The following is a 15,268-nucleotide window of genomic DNA, read 5'->3' on the forward strand; positions in this document are numbered from 1 at the left end:
AAGCCGTATGGGCTTTAAGACAGCCTTTTTTTAATTTCGTTCATCCATGATCATCTTGTCATTGCTCTCTCCCGGAGGCACCATAGGAAATACATTTTGCTCTTCTTTGACGTTGAATTCCATCAACACCGGTCCCGGGATCTCCAGGCTTTGGCGGATGATGGATTCCGCCTCGTCCAAGGTTTGAGCCCTTAGTCCTGTCACTCCGTAGGCTGACGCAAAGGCTACGTAATCGGGCGACGAGATCTGGACGGAGGAGTAGCGGCGCTTATAAAACATTTGCTGCCATTGCCGTACCATTCCCAGATACCCGTTATTCAGCAAGGCAATTTTGATCGGGAGCTGATAATCTACCGCCGTCATCAATTCCTGCAGGTTCATCTGGAAGCTTCCATCTCCAGTAACACAGATGACCGGACTGCCGTCACCTGCAATCGCCGCCCCGATCGCGGCGGGAAGTCCGAAGCCCATCGTACCGAGTCCGCCTGAGGTCAGGAAAGAACGGGTATGCTTGAATTTATAATGATGTGCCGTCCAAATCTGGTGCTGGCCTACATCGGTGGCCACGACCGCGTTTCCTTCCGTAAACTTGTGGAGCAGCTGGATAACCTCCTGCGGACACAACGTACCGGCCTCTGCGGTAAAATGAGGGACCTTCTTCTGCCAGCGGGTCGTTTCCTTGGCCCATGCTTCTGCCGCAGTAAGCCGGCCGGTCAGCGGGTTTAATTTCATCAGCAGGTCCCGGATATTGCCGTGTACGGCAACATCGACAGGGATATTTTTGCCGAGCTCCGCGTCATCGATGTCAACGTGAACCTTCCAGGACTCCGGCGAAAAGGATTTGATCTTGCCGGAGAGCCGGTCATTAAATCTTGCACCCAGCGACAGCAGGACATCCGCTTGATGAACGGCCCGGTTAGCCGCATAAGTGCCGTGCATTCCCAGCATCCCGAGATAAAGGGGATGATCGGACGGGAACGCGCCGATCCCCATCAAGGTGCTGACGACCGGAATTCCGGCGTTCACCGCCAAGTCCAGGAGGGCATCCGATGAGCCCGAAGAGACAACGCCGCCGCCGGTAAGAATGACGGGCCGCTCAGCGGAACCAAGCCGGTTTGCGATCTGTGCGACGGTTTCTTCGGGAATTTCCGGCGCAGGCTCATACCCGCGGATCGAGATCTTTTCCAGCGTTTCCGGTGCCGTTTTGGCGTTCATGATATTTTTCGGCAAATCGATCAACACCGGGCCGGGTCTGCCCGTAGATGCGATATGAAAGGCCTCCTTAATAATTCGGGGCAACTGCTTCACGTCCATGACTACGTAATTATGCTTGGTTACGTCCATGGTCATGCCGAATATATTTACCTCCTGGAAGCTATCGCGTCCGATCAGGTCGGTGGAAACCTGGCCGGTCAGGACCACCAGCGGAACGGAATCCATGAATGCGTTAGCGATGCCCGTGACCGCGTTCGTAGCTCCGGGTCCGGAAGTCACCAGCGCCACACCGGGCCGGCCGGTTACCCGGGCGTAGCCGTCCGCCGCATGAACGGCAGCTTGCTCATGCCTCGTCAAAATATGACGGATATCGGAGCAATCGTAAAGGGCATCGTAAATCGGGATGACCGCGCCGCCGGGATAACCGAATATCGTGTCAACCTGTTCTCCCATCAGGCATTCAATGAGCAGCTCCGCACCGGTTATCGTTTTTTGCTGCCGAATAAGATCGTTAGCCATATGGTTCTCCCCCAGTTTTTTTTCTGACAATTCTATCTTAAATGTGAAGGACTCAAAGTGACTCCAGTCATAAGGGGGCAATAAAAATCCGGATATGATAGGTGAATACAATTGCCGGGAGATGAATGTAATGCAACCTAATTTCACTCAGGAACGGGATTATAACCACAATCCGTTCATCGTCATATGGGAAGTAACGCGTGCCTGCGCATTGAAATGTCTGCATTGCCGGGCCGAGGCGCAATATCATCCCGATCCGCGTCAGCTTACGCTGGAAGAAGGCCGAAAGCTGATCGACGATATCGCGGAAATGGATCGGCCGCTGTTTGTATTCACCGGTGGCGATCCGCTGATGCGCCCGGATCTCTTCGAGCTGGCCAAGTACGCGATCCATGAGAAAGGTCTGCCCGTCTCCATGACGCCGAGCGCAACGCCGAGAGTAACCTTCTCGGCTGTGGAAAAAGCCAAAGAAGTCGGCTTATCCCGCTGGGCTTTCAGCCTGGACGGTTCTACGGCGGAGATTCACGATCATTTTCGCGGAACTCCAGGTTCCTACCAAATGACGATGCGGGGAATAGATTACCTGCATGAGCTTGATATACCGATTCAGATCAATACAACCGTGTCGCGTTATAACCTGGGTGATCTGCCGCGAATTGCGGAGAAAGTCAAGGGAATGGGGGCCGTTCTATGGAGCGTCTTCTTTCTCGTGCCGACAGGGAGAGGAATGGTTGGCGACATGATCTCGCCGGAGGAGCATGAGAAGGTCATGGAATGGCTGGCTCGCTTGCAGAAGGAAATGCCGTACGGCGTGAAGGCGACGGAGGCTCCTCATTTTCGCCGGGTCTCTATGCAGCAAAAGAAGAGGGAGGCGCAGGAGGGACTGCAGGCTGAAGCTGTAAAGCGGGCTGATGTGCTGGGCCGCTCACCGAAGGGCGTGAATGACGGAGACGGCTTTGTTTTCATCAGCCATACGGGCGACGTATATCCTAGCGGTTTTTTGCCGGTAAGCTGCGGAAATGTCAGAGAGTCCTCTTTACCTGAAATATATCGGAATTCTCCGATCCTAAGGGAGCTGCGTGACAAATCCCTCCTGAAAGGCAAATGCGGAGTCTGCGAGTTCAAGCAGCTGTGCGGCGGCTCAAGAGCCAGAGCCTATGCGGTGACCGGTGATTATCTGGAGAGTGATCCTTACTGCGCGTATGTGCCGATGGCATATACAAATGGATGAAGTGTGTATGGGGCGTGTATGAGGAGTTGTTGTGTGAAGCGTACGGGGACGTACATTGAACAAGTATGCAACAACGTGTATGGGACGAAAAAAGCGTGTATGAGGCGTTTATGGACGAGAATAGAGTGTGTATGATGCGTGTATGGGACGAGAATAGAGCATGTATAAAGCGTGTATGGGACGAGAATAGAGCATGTATGAATGTGTAGGTATGTGTAGGTATGTGTAGGAACGTGAATAAATGGATAGTAAGCATGTAAAAGTTGTACGCGGGGTTGTATCCGAGCTGTATCCGAGCTGTATGGAGCCTATGCTGTTGTGTGAAGCGTATTAACGAACTACAGAAACGCTATTTGGCGAAAAAGCGTCATCAAAAGTTTCTAACGAACTGAGTTGGCCTTATACCCGTCAAATTCCGTTGATTCCCCTGATTTTTCACTAAATAAGCACGGTACGATTCCTTAGCCTAAATTTTGAGCGTTTATTCGGTAAATAAGAAACGTGAAGTTCTTTAGAGCTGGGACTGGGGGCCGGGGCAGGAACCGGAGGAGAGCAAGAGGAAGTAAGAGGAGAGCAAAAGGAAAGCAAAGGGAAAGCAAAGGGAAAGCAAAGGGAAAGCAAAGGGAAAGCTGAGGCAAGAGGCAGGAGCATTTTTTTGAACGCTACGAATAACAAAAAAGCAAACGACCGCACACCGGATTTCTTCGGAGGCGGTCGTTTTTGTATGAAAGAAAGAATTGATTTAGTTTGTTTGCGGAACGAAGGTAACGATCCAGTGATCGCTGCTGACCTGCTCACAAGTGCTGGAGTATCCTTTTCCCTCAAGGAGGGGGATCAGCGGAGCCGGCTTCATGATCGCATGCAGTACAAAAGTTTCGCCGGGCTGCAGGTTTTTAAACGTATCCATGATGATGCTGAACGGTTCCTCGCCCGCTCGAAGCTGCGGACGTACATCCAGCTCTACGATTCCGGTGCCGGGGTTGTTTTCCGAGCTCATCCTTCATTCACCTCCAGTTCCGTTTGCTCCATTGTCAGAACGCTGGACAGGCGGGCCATGCCGCTAAGTCCCTTCATACCGCCGTATAGCGTGTAAAAGAAAGAGTCGGGCGCATCCAAGGAAAATGACAGGTACTGCTTCGGGTCGATCCCCAGCATTTTTTCAAACAGCATCGCCGTATCGTAGGCGTAAAAGCAAAAATAAGTATATTGGAATTCAGGCATTTTTTCGGCGATCATCAGAATCTCAGCAGCGTATTGTTCCAGATTGCTCTCCGCTTCCGCTATCATGCTAAGTGCGTCTTCAAGATCCACCGCTATTTTGATGGTTTTCTCATCAATGACCGTAATGGTTGCCATGAACAGCGCCCCCCGGATTATTAGTTTTTGCCGATTTTAACTTGAAATGTCTCAGGGCCTTGTTCAAGATATTCCCAAGAAAATTGTCCGGGATGCATCGCTTCGAATTGAAAACGCAAAGGCACCGGATCGTGGTCGTTCACCAGCAGCATCGCTTCACCAGACTCAAGGCCGTTGTAGGCGGCAAAGATCGTTTTATGCTTTAATTGCGGCGGATATTCCGTTGCATTGACCGTAACTTTAATATTTTCACTCATGATTATTCCTCCTGATATTAAAAATTTTATGTTTCGCGTTCATTATATCAACGCACCTGACATGGATTGTGATACTAGTCACAAATTAGGCGTACCCATAAAAATGCTCTAACCAGCTTTGATTTTCCGTCAAGGTTAGTGTGACGAGTCTCACAATAACCAGCACAGTTCCTCTGCATAGAACAGATGACATCGATAAGGACCATTTACCTCGGTCTTCAAGCGAAGACTCGCAAGTTTAACTGCAATTACTACAGTTAATTTTCATCAAACGTCGACCAAAATGATATTAACTGTAATTACTACATCTAATTTTGCGTTTTTACCCTTCAAGTCGCATAAAGAGGTGAATTAAAGGTAGGTTCTACAGTTATTTCGTAGTAAGAGCAACTTTGTCCTGAAATAACTGTAAGTTATACAGCTATTTTAAATTCACAGGTAAGATCGGCAGGACGATAACCTCATGCGAAGTTCCTCAAGCAAAGTTGCTCAAGTGAAGGTCTTCAAGTGGATCCCCGCAAGTTTTACTGCAAACTGTACAGTTAATTTTCATCAAACGTTGATATTAACCGTAATTCCTACATCTAATTTTGAGTTTTTACCCTTCGGGTCGCAAAAAGGGGTGAATTAAAGGTAGGTTTTACAGTTATTTCGTCGTAAGAGCAACTTTATCTCGATTTAACTGTAGGTTTTACAGCTATTTATAATCGCATGGTAAGATTCGCAGGGGGAGACTCGTAAAAGGGATATCTATAAAATTAGATTCGCAAAATAAGCTCCACAAAGGAAAATCCGCGACTCCCCTCGCCTCTCCAACCGCAAGCTACCATCACACGTGCAAAACACTGCTGCCCCGGGAGTTTTCGCTCACGGAATGTCCGTTTTTTTTTAATTCCAAAACGTGTATAATAGATACAGAATAGTACAGATTTAGATGGGGGGTATAACAGTTGCAGGGACATGAGGAGAGCGTCACAAAACACGAGCAGCTGCTGCAACACATCGAGAGTCTCAAGATCGGAACGAAAATTTCGGTGCGCAAATTGGCCAAAAGCTTAGGTGTCAGCGAAGGGACGGCGTATCGTGCCGTCAAGGAAGCGGAGAATCTGGGAATCGTCATCACCAAGGAGCGGATCGGAACGGTTCGCGTGGAAAAGAAGCCGCGGAACATTTCGGATCAGCTGACGTTCGGCGATGTGGTAGAGATCGTGGAAGGGCATGTACTCGGCGGAGCGGACGGGCTTGACAAGACGCTGCATAAATATGTCATCGGCGCTATGAAGATCGAGGCCATGGCCCGGTACATTGACGCAGGCAGTCTCCTTCTCGTCGGCAACCGGGAGAACGCTCATTCTCTAGCTCTGGAACAGGGGGCGGGCGTGCTGATCACCGGCGGTTTCGGGACAAGCCGAGATGTCAAAACGCTGGCGGACCGGTTATCCCTTCCGATTATTTCCTCCCGTCATGATACGTTTACGGTAGCCTCGATGATCAACCGGGCGATTTTCGACCGTCTCATCAAGAAAAAAATCATGCTGGTGGAAGATATCGTGGTGAGCAAGCCGAAGGTAAATATGCTTAAGGTGAACAGTAATATTTCCGATTTCGATCAGCTCTCGATCGAGACCGGGTATCAGCACTTTCCGGTCGTTGACGAGTGGAATCGCGTCATCGGCATCGTCAGCCGCAAGGATGTCGAGGAATTGAGCGGAGATCAAAGCATTGAGAAATGTCTGATCCGTCATCCGATCACGGTCGGACTGCAGACTTCACTCGCTTCGGCGGCACAAATAATGGTATGGGAAGGAATCGACTTCTTGCCGGTGGTGGACCGCAACCGAAAACTGATCTCGTCTGTGACCCGCCGGGAAGTGCTGCAGGCGATGCGGGACGCCCGGAACCAGCCGCAGTTGGGGGAAACGTTCGAGCATTTGATGTGGAACGGGTTTGCGGAGGAACGGGATGAAAGCGGAAGGTTGTTCTTCCATGGGGTTATTACACCGCAGATGGCAACCGATATCGGGACAATCTCTCATGGGGTTCTGACATCGTTAATGACCCAAGCGGGATTAAGCGCGGCGAAAGATGCCAGCGGCGGCGGGGATTATGTCGTCGATAATCTGACGACTTACTTTGTGCGTCCGGTTCAAATCGAGAATTCGATCGTCATCAATCCGGTATTGCTGGAGATGAGCCGCAGAGCCTGCAAACTGGAGATCGTCATGACGTATCAGGACCATTTGGTGTCCAAAGCCGTCATGACGCTGCAATCGATCGACCATTCCTAACCAGCCGGTCCTACTCGGGGCTTTGGCGGGAAATGATGCCTAGGTTACGGATTCCGGCGAATATATTAAACGCGCCGATCACCATAAACAAGGCCCCAACCACAACGCGTACCGTCGAGCCGCTGAACATGAACATCTGGATCAATGCCAGCACGATGAGCATGAAGCCCATACTGATGTTCATTTTGGCTTGCGACAGTCCGCGGGTCCGAGGATCCAGAGAGCGGCGGGACTTTAAGCTGAAGACAATCGAACAGACGCTGGAGACGATCAATGCGGCGTACAAGACGTACAATAAACCTTCGATCATGGGAAGAGTCACTGCTCCTTTTTAAAAATAATAGTTAAAGAAAATTCAACCTAAGGTCACAGCTTGTCTGTGATCTTTTTCATTGTAGCATGAAAACTCAGCTCCGCACATAGGGCCGGATATCGACCCACACTTGCAATACGCCCTCGCTTACCAGCATCGTTTTTACCTGAATTGCGTATTCCTTGTCACGGACGGCATAGATCTTCCTGTTTAATAGGGTCCGCGCCATTTTGGCGTCGGAGTCGATTTCAAAAATACTCCGTCCGCGCAGCACCTCCAGCTCCTCATGCAGCTGCTGCACGACCTCCTTGACCGCCAGCGTGTCCAGAGGGGGATCCCTCTCTTCCACGCGTACCTGAATCTCCTTGATGACGGTGGAGCGCTTGTGGTATTTTTTCAGCGTTTTATTGTCTTCTTCCGCCTGATAGAGCTGGATTTGCAGATCCTTATTCTCAACCCAGAGCTTGTTGTAGCTTGTCTGGAAGACGATATTGAAGGTGATGCTGCCTGCGACCATACCGAGCAGGAATACGGCAGTCAATTGCAAAAACCGTTTGAAGCCTTTTAGTGTCGGCGGCGTCGGCAGATTCCGTTCATTCATCCCCGGTTTCCTCCACACATCCATCTAACCAGTTCGGCCCCCATATGAGCGCCCATGAAGGCGAACAAGAGATACAGAATTTGCTTGATGGCCGGAGACAGGTTTCCGTCGAAAAAGTTGCTTTCGATGACCCTCATAGGATCAATGGTTCCGCCTACCGCGGCGGCGAGGGCCCAGATTTTGATCCGCCCCGCGATATCAAGCATGGTATGGGTCGGCGGCTGCATGGATACGATCGCACCGAGTCCGCCCACCATCGCTCCCCCGACGACGATGCCGAAGGCCACGAAAAAGTCCATGACAGCTTTGGTCAAAAATGTGCTCATAACCGGTGAACTCCCCTTTCCAGGACTGCGCTTGTCCTCTCCATACCATTCTATGGGCGCAATTCCGCAATGTATGATAAAATATTTAAAAAGGGAACAAATGTTTTGATTGAAAGGAAGGTTACGGATGGAAAGCTTCGTTCATTTACATGTACATAGTGAATACAGTCTCCTTGACGGCGCAGCCCGGCTGGAGGAGCTGGTCGCCAAAGCGGCCGGGTTTGGCATGAAATCGCTGGCACTGACCGATCACGGTGTGATGTACGGGGCCATTCCTTTTTATAAATTATGCAAGGCGCACGGCATCAAGCCCATCATAGGCTGTGAGATGTACTTTACCGCGGCGTCGCGGAAGGAAAGGGGAAGCCGGAAGGATCAGCCGATCCATCATTTGATCCTGCTTGCCAAGAATGAAACCGGCTATCAGAATCTGATGCGCCTCTGCTCGATCGGTCATCTGGAGGGATTCCATTACAAGCCTCGGATCGACTGGGAGGTACTCGAGCGCCATAAAGAAGGGCTGGTCTGCCTCAGTGCCTGTCTTGGCGGAGAAGTGCCGCAGCACCTGCTGAACGGCCGTATGGAAGAGGCGAAGCGCGCTGCGCTCCGGTACAGGGAGGCGTTCGGGGAAGATTTTTATCTGGAGCTTCAAGACCATGGAATGGCCGAGCAGAAAAAGGTGAATACGCTGCTGGTCGATTTGGCCAAGGAAACCGGAATTTCCCTCGTGGCTACGAATGATGTGCATTATCTCGGAGAGAGCGATGCCGAGGTCCAGGATGTGCTCATCTGCATCGGGACGGGCAAATCGGTGGATGACGAAGACCGATTCAAAATCGGAACGAACCAGCTATATTTGAAAAGCGGGGAGCAAATGGCGGCGCTGTTTCCGCATCTTCCGGAAGCGATCGCGAACACAGCGGAAATTGCCGATAAATGTCGGTTGGAGCTGGAATTCGGCCGTCATATTTTGCCGGCATTCCGTCCTATTCCCGATGGGATGACTCCCGAGAGCTATCTGGCATCGCTTTGTGAACAGGGGCTGGCCGAGCGTTACGGGCATCTGGAGGAATGGCGGGAGGAGGCCGAAAAGGCCAAACTGAAGGAACGGCTTGATTATGAACTTAAAGTTATCGCGAGTATGGGTTTTTCCGATTATTTCCTCATCGTTTGGGATTTCATCGCCTATGCGCATCGTCATGATATAGCCACCGGGCCCGGGCGGGGATCCTCCGCAGGCAGCCTTGTCGCGTATGTATTGCATATTACGAATGTAGACCCGATGAAATACAAGCTTTTGTTTGAACGGTTTCTTAACCCGGAGCGGATCACAATGCCGGATATCGATATCGATTTCAGCGACGAGCGGCGGGATGAAGTCATCGCCTATGTGGCGGACAAATACGGACCGGAGCATGTCGCGCAGATCATTACCTTCGGTACGATGGCCGCGCGGGCGGCTGTCCGCGATGTGGGCCGGGCCTTGAACGTACCTTTCGGCGAGGTGGATAAGGTCGCCAAGCTGATTCCCGGGAATATGGGGATGACGATCGAACGGGCTATCAAGGAAAGCCCCGATTTGAAGCAGCTTTACGATTCGCAGAACCGGGTCAAAGGATTGCTGGATATGGCGCGCAAGGTAGAGGGGATGCCTCGGCACGCCTCTACGCATGCCGCCGGGGTGGTCATCTCGCGAGATCCGCTTACGGACGCCGTACCGCTTCAGACGGGCAGCGAAGGTACGGCCTTAACCCAGTATTCCATGGAAAATCTGGAGGCGGTCGGGCTGCTGAAAATGGATTTCCTGGGTCTTCGCACCCTCTCCATTATTGAGCGCTGTATGCGTTGGATCGGGGAACAGACCGGACAAACGCCCGATTTTCGCCTCATTGCCGACGATGATCCGCTGACCTATGAAATGCTCGGGCATGGCGAGACGACCGGGGTGTTCCAGTTGGAGTCCGCCGGCTGCCGCCGGGTTCTCCGCGATCTCAAGCCGTCGGTGTTCGAGGATGTCATTTCGGTCGTGGCGCTGTACCGTCCGGGACCCATGGATTTTATCCCGAAATTTATTTCGGCTAAACACGGCCAGACGACCGTGGACTATCCTCATCCGGACCTGGAGCCAATTCTAAAGGATACTTATGGCATCATCGTTTATCAGGAACAGATCATGCAAATTGCATCGCGTATGGCCGGTTTCTCCCTCGGGGAAGCGGATTTGCTTCGGAGAGCCGTTTCGAAAAAGAAACGCGAAGTGCTGGATGAACAAAGAGAGCACTTCGTAGCCGGCAGCATTAAGCAGGGATATCGCGAGGAGGATGCTAACGCGGTATACGATATGATCGTACGCTTCGCTAACTATGGCTTCCCGCGCGCCCATGCTGCCGCTTATGGGGTGCTGGCCTTTCAAACGGCTTATTTGAAGGCCCATTATCCGGTGCATTTCATGGCTTCGATGCTGACGGCCGTCATGGGCAGCCACCGCAAGGTGGCGGAATACATCGTCGAATGCCGTCGAATGGGCATTACCGTGCTTCCGCCCGATGTCAATGAGAGCCGCGTGCTGTTTACACCGCAGGCTGAGGCGGGCATCGGCTTTGGTACGGCATCTCTGGAGGTTCAATCTTCTTCTGACTTGGAAGGGACGGCTGCACCTTCACTCGGCGTGATCCGATTCGGCCTGGCCGCGATCAAGAATGTCGGGACCCAGGCGATGGAAAGCATTTTACAGGAACGCGAGGAGCGCCCTTTCGACAGTTTGCTCGATTTTTGCCGCCGTGTCGATTTGCGCGTGTGTAACAAGCGCGTGATCGAATCGCTCATCCAGGCCGGAGCGTTTGACGGGCTGCCCGGCCACCGGGCGCAACTGCTGGCGATGCTGGACGAGACGGTCGAAGCGGCGATGAAATGGCGCAAAGAGCGGGAGGATCTGCAGATTCAGCTGTTTGATTTCGTGGAGACACCGAATTGGGATATCGAATATCCCGACATTCCTAAGTTTTCCGGTACCCAGCAATTGGAGCTGGAAAGGGAATTGCTCGGACTTTATTTGTCGGGCCACCCGCTGGACGATTACGATGAGCTATTGGAACAGGAAGGCGCCGACCGGTTGATGGATTTGGCCGAAGCTCCGGACGACAGCAAAGCCATCGTTGCGGGTATGGTCGTTTCGGTGAAGGCGATTACGACCAAGCAAGGAAAAGCGATGGCCTTCATGGAGCTCGAGGATCAGATCGAGCGCTGCGAGGTCGTGCTGTTCCCTGAAGTGTGGCGGCGCTGCTCGCCGCACGTCGGCAAGGGCGCTCTGCTAGCACTGCGCGCCACCGTCCAGCAGCAGGACGAAGGCTTCAAGCTGCTGGCCGACGAGGTGGCGCCGCTCAGCGCGCAGAGCCTTGCGCAGCTGAAGCGAGGCCTGGCTGCGCGCTCGGGCCGCGCAGCGGCCGGGACGCCGCCGGGCGCCGCCGCCAAAGGCGCCCGCAGCACCGGCACCGCTGCGCCTAGCGCGGCGCCAACGCCAGCGCCGCCTGCACCTGCGGCGGCGCAGCCCCGGCCCGCGGCCGACGCCGCAGGCGCGGCGGGCGGCCGCGATCGCAAGACGCCTGCGGAGCAGCGCGTCTTCGTCAAGATCACGGCGGCGGCGGAGAACGCCCGCCTGCTGGAGCAGCTCAAGTCGCTGCTCGAGCTGCACCACGGTCCGGTAGGTACCGTGCTGTTTTACGAGAGCACCGGCAAGCTGCTCGCCTTGAATGAACGGTACAGCATCAAGCCGTCGCCGGAGCTGTTCCGGCAAATGGAACAGCTGCTCGGACCGGATACGGTAAAAGTGAAGTAAGCGGCAATGGCCGGGATCCTTAAATCCCGGCAAGAAAGATTGAAGCTTTTAATTAGAAGGAATCCTCTCCATACGGACAAATAGTTAAAATGTCCACCTAAAAGTGGACATAAGGGTCATCCTGACGATCTTTGGAGTAAATCACTATCTAGTTAGTGATAAGACTCACAGTTACTATATGTAGAATTTTGAGACGAAGCAGAGATTCTTTCATCTATGGAGTTTTGTCCAATATTTGAAAGACATTTTCATAGTTCGTCCACCTATCAAAGACAATCCTTGATTTCGATCGCTGGTTTTTAATGAACATTTTACCATCCCTTTGCATACACTTAGGAACACGATGGACATAAAACCCCAGTAACTAAGTTCGGAGAAATGCGGCTCGGACAGATGCTTACACGCTGCTGCGACCGAAGTTCCGGGGAGTGTTTATCGCTATCCGGGAGGGATGCTCATGTCATATGAAATCGCGGTGGAGCAGCTGCAAAGACGGGGAGTCCGGCTGGAGGAAATCGCCGAAATCGTGTATGCTCTGCAAATCCCCTATCATGATGGTCTGGAGATGGAGCAGTGCATGGACAGTGTTAAAGCCGTGCTGCGTAAGCGCGAGGTACAGTACACCTTATTTACGGGTATCGCATTGGATGAGTTAGCGGAGAAAAAGCTGCTGCCCGAGCCGCTTCAATCGATTCTTGAGGCGGATGAGCCGTTATATGGAGTGGACGAAACGATGGCGCTGGGCATAACGAGCGTATTCGGAATGATCGGACTTACCAGCTTTGGTTATTTGGACAAGGAAAAGCCGGAAATTATCGGGATGCTTAATAACAAAGGGGATAGTATCCATGTTTTTCTCGATGATTTGGTAGCCGGTCTCGCTGCTGCCGCTTCGGCAAGAATTGCCCACAGGGACAGCAACGCAGCTACTTACCCTTCCGATTGATGCGGCCTATGCCGGAAAGCGTCTGAATACAGGAATTCCATTTTCTAGCGGAACTGCCGCGGTCAAGGCCTCCCTGACACTTTCTCCTTTGTTGCGGTATTTTTGAAAATTATGTTATCATAGCTCTATTATATAGGCTCAAAGATAAGGTCAGGAGTTGGGGGGCTTAGAAAAGGACATGTGGACTGTAATGTACATTGCGCCTACCGCAAAAGTTGCGGATATGATCAAGACGAAACTCACCGAAGAAGGCTTTCTTGTCCAAACACGTCCTGTTAATTTATCCAAACAACAGTTTGAAATTTTAGTTCCGTCTGGTGAACTGGAAGAAGTTCAGGAAGTTCTTAATTCGATATTGCATCCTTAGAGGCAAGGAAATAGGCCGGCTTATCGAAGCTATATTTCCTTGTCTTGCTGTGATGCGGCCAATAAATTAACGGCTGAAGAGGTGTAGTAGTGTTTAAAGACTTGTTTCAGAAAAAAAGAAAATACGCGACCATTCCTTCAGAACGTTTGGGGAACGATCTCAGTTCGCAGCCGGGGGACCGGCCGAAGCGTGAAATTCCGGAAGGTCTGATGAATAAGTGCAGCCGCTGCGGCACCATACAATACAGCAAAGAATTGGAAAAGAATCTTAAAGTGTGTCCTTCTTGCGGACATCATATGCGGCTGAACGCTTTGGAACGGATTCGCATGACTATGGATGAAGGAAGCTTTTTGGAATACGACGAGGACTTGGTTTCCGTCGACCCCTTGAATTTTCCGGGGTATGCCAGCAAGCTGGAGCAGCAAAAACTCAAATCCGGACTGCGCGAAGCGGTGGTCACCGGAGAGGGGACGATCGGCGGCTTTCCGGCCGTCGTGGCCGTGATGAGCTTTGACTTTTTCACCGGCAGCATGGGTTCCGTCGTCGGAGAGAAAATTACCCGCGCGATCGAAGCGGCCACGGAGAAGCGTCTCCCGATGATTATATTCTCTACTTCGGGCGGAGCGCGGATGCAAGAGAGTATATTAAGTCTGATGCAAATGGCTAAGACGAGCGCGGCCCTGGCCCGCTTGGACGAGCAGGGCGGCCTTTATATCTCGGTCATTACGGACCCGACTACAGGGGGCGTCTCGGCCAGTTTTGCTATGCTTGGCGACGTAATTATCGCCGAGCCGGGAGCGGTCTTCGGGTTTGCCGGCCGGATCGTTATCGAACAGACGATTCGCCAGAAGCTGCCCGATGATTTCCAGACGGCCGAATTCAATTTGCAGCATGGTCAACTGGATATGGTTGTCCACCGCAAAGAACTGAGAGCCACGCTGTCACAATTGCTAGATTTGCACGGAGTGAAGGGAGGAGCAGCCAATGGCGGGTGAATTGCCTTTTGAATCGCCTCTCGTGAAACTCCGCGAGAAGATACAGGAACTGGAGCAGTTCGGCAATGAAAAAGGGATCGATTTCAGCGAGGAAATCGCCCGGTTGGAAGAGCGATATAAGCAGCTGGAGCAGGAAATTTACAGCAATATCTCGCCCTCGCAAAAAATGCATTTGGCCCGGCATCATCAACGTCCGACTTCGCTCGATCTGATCTCTCTTATTTTCGAAGATTTCATCGAGCTGCACGGCGACCGGCTCTTCGGAGACGATCTTGCCGTTGTCGGCGGATTGGCCAAGCTGAGCGGTGTGCCGGTGACGGTGCTAGGTCAGCAGCGGGGCAAGGATACGAAGGACAATATTGCCCGCTTCTTCGGCAGCGCGCATCCGGAAGGCTTCCGTAAAGCGTTGCGTCTGATGCATCAGGCGGATAAATTCGGCCGTCCGATCATTACCTTCATTGATACGAAGGGAGCCTACCCGGGCATCACGGCGGAGGAGAGAGGGCAGTCGGAAGCGATTGCGCGCAACTTGCTGGAAATGGCCAGACTGCGCGTGCCCGTCATCTGCGTGGTTATCGGGGAAGGCGGCAGCGGCGGGGCACTCGCGCTTGGCGTCGGCAACCGGGTCCTAATGCTGGAAAACGCGATTTACTCGGCGATTTCTCCGAACGGAGCGGCTTCGATTCTTTGGAAGGATGCTTCCAAAGCGGACCAAGCGGCTGAGGCAATGAGAATTACCGCTCAGGATCTTCTGGAAATGGAAGTGATCGAGGAGATCGTACCGGAGCCGAAAGGCGGCGCTCACCGGGATTATGAGACTACGGCATCGGCGATCAAGGACGGGCTAATCCGACATTTGGAAGAGCTTACCGTAATGAACCCGGACGAGCTGGTAGAAGACCGTTACCGCAAATTCCGCAAAATCGGTGAGTTCGCCGAAGGAACGCCAAAAGAGAATCCCGTACAGGTGGAAGAATCCATTATAGATTCGTCCCTAGTGGGTAATGACTAGGTAGACT

Annotated in this window: 14 protein-coding genes; 7 read left to right on the top strand and 7 right to left on the bottom strand. The window is 52.3% G+C overall.

The features are described from left to right. Window positions 1–30 precede the first annotated feature (30 nt). Window positions 31–1,734 (bottom strand): biosynthetic-type acetolactate synthase large subunit, encoded by a 1,704-nt coding sequence (gene ilvB / locus NYE70_RS00550; RefSeq protein WP_341044677.1) that lies wholly within the window; start codon window positions 1,732–1,734, stop codon window positions 31–33. Window positions 1,735–1,864: 130 nt separating this feature from the next. On the opposite strand from ilvB, the gene NYE70_RS00555 reads away from it, so the two are divergent. Further along, complete coding sequence (locus NYE70_RS00555) at window positions 1,865–2,965, top strand: TIGR04053 family radical SAM/SPASM domain-containing protein (protein WP_341044679.1); 1,101 nt, start codon at window positions 1,865–1,867, stop codon at window positions 2,963–2,965. 742 nt (window positions 2,966–3,707) lie between these two features. Here NYE70_RS00555 and NYE70_RS00560 read toward each other — a convergent pair. Genes NYE70_RS00560 through NYE70_RS00570 form a run of 3 tightly spaced genes read right to left on the bottom strand, consistent with a single transcriptional unit; the run spans window position 3,708 to window position 4,578 of the window. Further along, complete coding sequence (locus NYE70_RS00560; protein WP_341044681.1) at window positions 3,708–3,962, bottom strand: DUF2249 domain-containing protein; 255 nt, start codon at window positions 3,960–3,962, stop codon at window positions 3,708–3,710. Further along, window positions 3,959–4,321, bottom strand: a complete 363-nt coding sequence (locus NYE70_RS00565) for a hypothetical protein (RefSeq protein ID WP_211025372.1) — start codon at window positions 4,319–4,321, stop codon at window positions 3,959–3,961. Before NYE70_RS00565 ends, NYE70_RS00560 begins: the two co-directional genes overlap by 4 nt. Window positions 4,322–4,341: 20 nt before the next feature. Then, window positions 4,342–4,578 (bottom strand): DUF2249 domain-containing protein, encoded by a 237-nt coding sequence (locus tag NYE70_RS00570; RefSeq protein WP_290407511.1) that lies wholly within the window; start codon window positions 4,576–4,578, stop codon window positions 4,342–4,344. Between the two features lie 950 nt (window positions 4,579–5,528). On the opposite strand from NYE70_RS00570, the gene NYE70_RS00575 reads away from it, so the two are divergent. Beyond that, entirely contained in the window at window positions 5,529–6,866 is a 1,338-nt protein-coding gene (locus tag NYE70_RS00575) for a DRTGG domain-containing protein (RefSeq protein WP_211020989.1), read from the top strand. A gap of 10 nt (window positions 6,867–6,876) precedes the next feature. On the opposite strand, the gene NYE70_RS00580 is transcribed toward NYE70_RS00575, so the two are convergent. The 3 genes from NYE70_RS00580 to NYE70_RS00590 all read right to left on the bottom strand — a co-directional run bounded on the left by NYE70_RS00580 (window position 6,877) and on the right by NYE70_RS00590 (window position 8,106). Continuing rightward, complete coding sequence (locus tag NYE70_RS00580; RefSeq protein WP_211020990.1) at window positions 6,877–7,176, bottom strand: YtpI family protein; 300 nt, start codon at window positions 7,174–7,176, stop codon at window positions 6,877–6,879. 97 nt (window positions 7,177–7,273) lie between these two features. Further along, on the bottom strand, window positions 7,274–7,780 hold the full coding sequence (locus tag NYE70_RS00585) for a hypothetical protein (RefSeq protein WP_211020991.1): 507 nt from the start codon (window positions 7,778–7,780) through the stop codon (window positions 7,274–7,276). Then, on the bottom strand, window positions 7,777–8,106 hold the full coding sequence (locus NYE70_RS00590) for a YtrH family sporulation protein (protein ID WP_211020992.1): 330 nt from the start codon (window positions 8,104–8,106) through the stop codon (window positions 7,777–7,779). Before NYE70_RS00590 ends, NYE70_RS00585 begins: the two co-directional genes overlap by 4 nt. Window positions 8,107–8,233: 127 nt before the next feature. Here NYE70_RS00590 and NYE70_RS00595 point away from each other — a divergent pair, with 127 nt between their 5' ends. The 5 genes from NYE70_RS00595 to NYE70_RS00615 all read left to right on the top strand — a co-directional run bounded on the left by NYE70_RS00595 (window position 8,234) and on the right by NYE70_RS00615 (window position 15,261). Continuing rightward, entirely contained in the window at window positions 8,234–11,941 is a 3,708-nt protein-coding gene (locus tag NYE70_RS00595) for a DNA polymerase III subunit alpha (protein WP_341044686.1), read from the top strand. Between the two features lie 457 nt (window positions 11,942–12,398). Then, window positions 12,399–12,887, top strand: coding sequence for a phosphatidylglycerophosphatase A family protein (locus NYE70_RS00600; protein WP_211020994.1), 489 nt, complete (start codon window positions 12,399–12,401; stop codon window positions 12,885–12,887). Window positions 12,888–13,065: 178 nt separating this feature from the next. After that, window positions 13,066–13,254, top strand: a complete 189-nt coding sequence (locus NYE70_RS00605) for a hypothetical protein (protein WP_036624401.1) — start codon at window positions 13,066–13,068, stop codon at window positions 13,252–13,254. An 89-nt stretch (window positions 13,255–13,343) separates the two neighbouring features. Beyond that, the gene (gene accD, locus NYE70_RS00610; protein WP_211020995.1) at window positions 13,344–14,249 is read left to right on the top strand and encodes an acetyl-CoA carboxylase, carboxyltransferase subunit beta; all 906 of its coding nucleotides are present in this window, start codon (window positions 13,344–13,346) and stop codon (window positions 14,247–14,249) included. After that, window positions 14,239–15,261, top strand: a complete 1,023-nt coding sequence (locus tag NYE70_RS00615) for an acetyl-CoA carboxylase carboxyltransferase subunit alpha (RefSeq protein WP_213656325.1) — start codon at window positions 14,239–14,241, stop codon at window positions 15,259–15,261. Before accD ends, NYE70_RS00615 begins: the two co-directional genes overlap by 11 nt. Window positions 15,262–15,268: the final 7 nt, after the last annotated feature.

This window comes from Paenibacillus sp. FSL R5-0407, from assembly GCF_038009185.1.
Lineage (GTDB): Bacteria > Bacillota > Bacilli > Paenibacillales > Paenibacillaceae > Fontibacillus > Fontibacillus vini.

Coding starts and splice junctions, on each gene's coding strand:
- ilvB (WP_341044677.1), bottom strand. CDS start 1,734: ATGGCTAACGATCTTATTCGGCAGCAAAAAACGATAACCGGTGCGGAG.
- NYE70_RS00555 (WP_341044679.1), top strand. CDS start 1,865: ATGCAACCTAATTTCACTCAGGAACGGGATTATAACCACAATCCGTTC.
- NYE70_RS00560 (WP_341044681.1), bottom strand. CDS start 3,962: ATGAGCTCGGAAAACAACCCCGGCACCGGAATCGTAGAGCTGGATGTA.
- NYE70_RS00565 (WP_211025372.1), bottom strand. CDS start 4,321: ATGGCAACCATTACGGTCATTGATGAGAAAACCATCAAAATAGCGGTG.
- NYE70_RS00570 (WP_290407511.1), bottom strand. CDS start 4,578: ATGAGTGAAAATATTAAAGTTACGGTCAATGCAACGGAATATCCGCCG.
- NYE70_RS00580 (WP_211020990.1), bottom strand. CDS start 7,176: ATGATCGAAGGTTTATTGTACGTCTTGTACGCCGCATTGATCGTCTCC.
- NYE70_RS00585 (WP_211020991.1), bottom strand. CDS start 7,780: ATGAATGAACGGAATCTGCCGACGCCGCCGACACTAAAAGGCTTCAAA.
- NYE70_RS00590 (WP_211020992.1), bottom strand. CDS start 8,106: ATGAGCACATTTTTGACCAAAGCTGTCATGGACTTTTTCGTGGCCTTC.
- NYE70_RS00595 (WP_341044686.1), top strand. CDS start 8,234: ATGGAAAGCTTCGTTCATTTACATGTACATAGTGAATACAGTCTCCTT.
- NYE70_RS00600 (WP_211020994.1), top strand. CDS start 12,399: ATGTCATATGAAATCGCGGTGGAGCAGCTGCAAAGACGGGGAGTCCGG.
- NYE70_RS00605 (WP_036624401.1), top strand. CDS start 13,066: ATGTGGACTGTAATGTACATTGCGCCTACCGCAAAAGTTGCGGATATG.
- NYE70_RS00615 (WP_213656325.1), top strand. CDS start 14,239: ATGGCGGGTGAATTGCCTTTTGAATCGCCTCTCGTGAAACTCCGCGAG.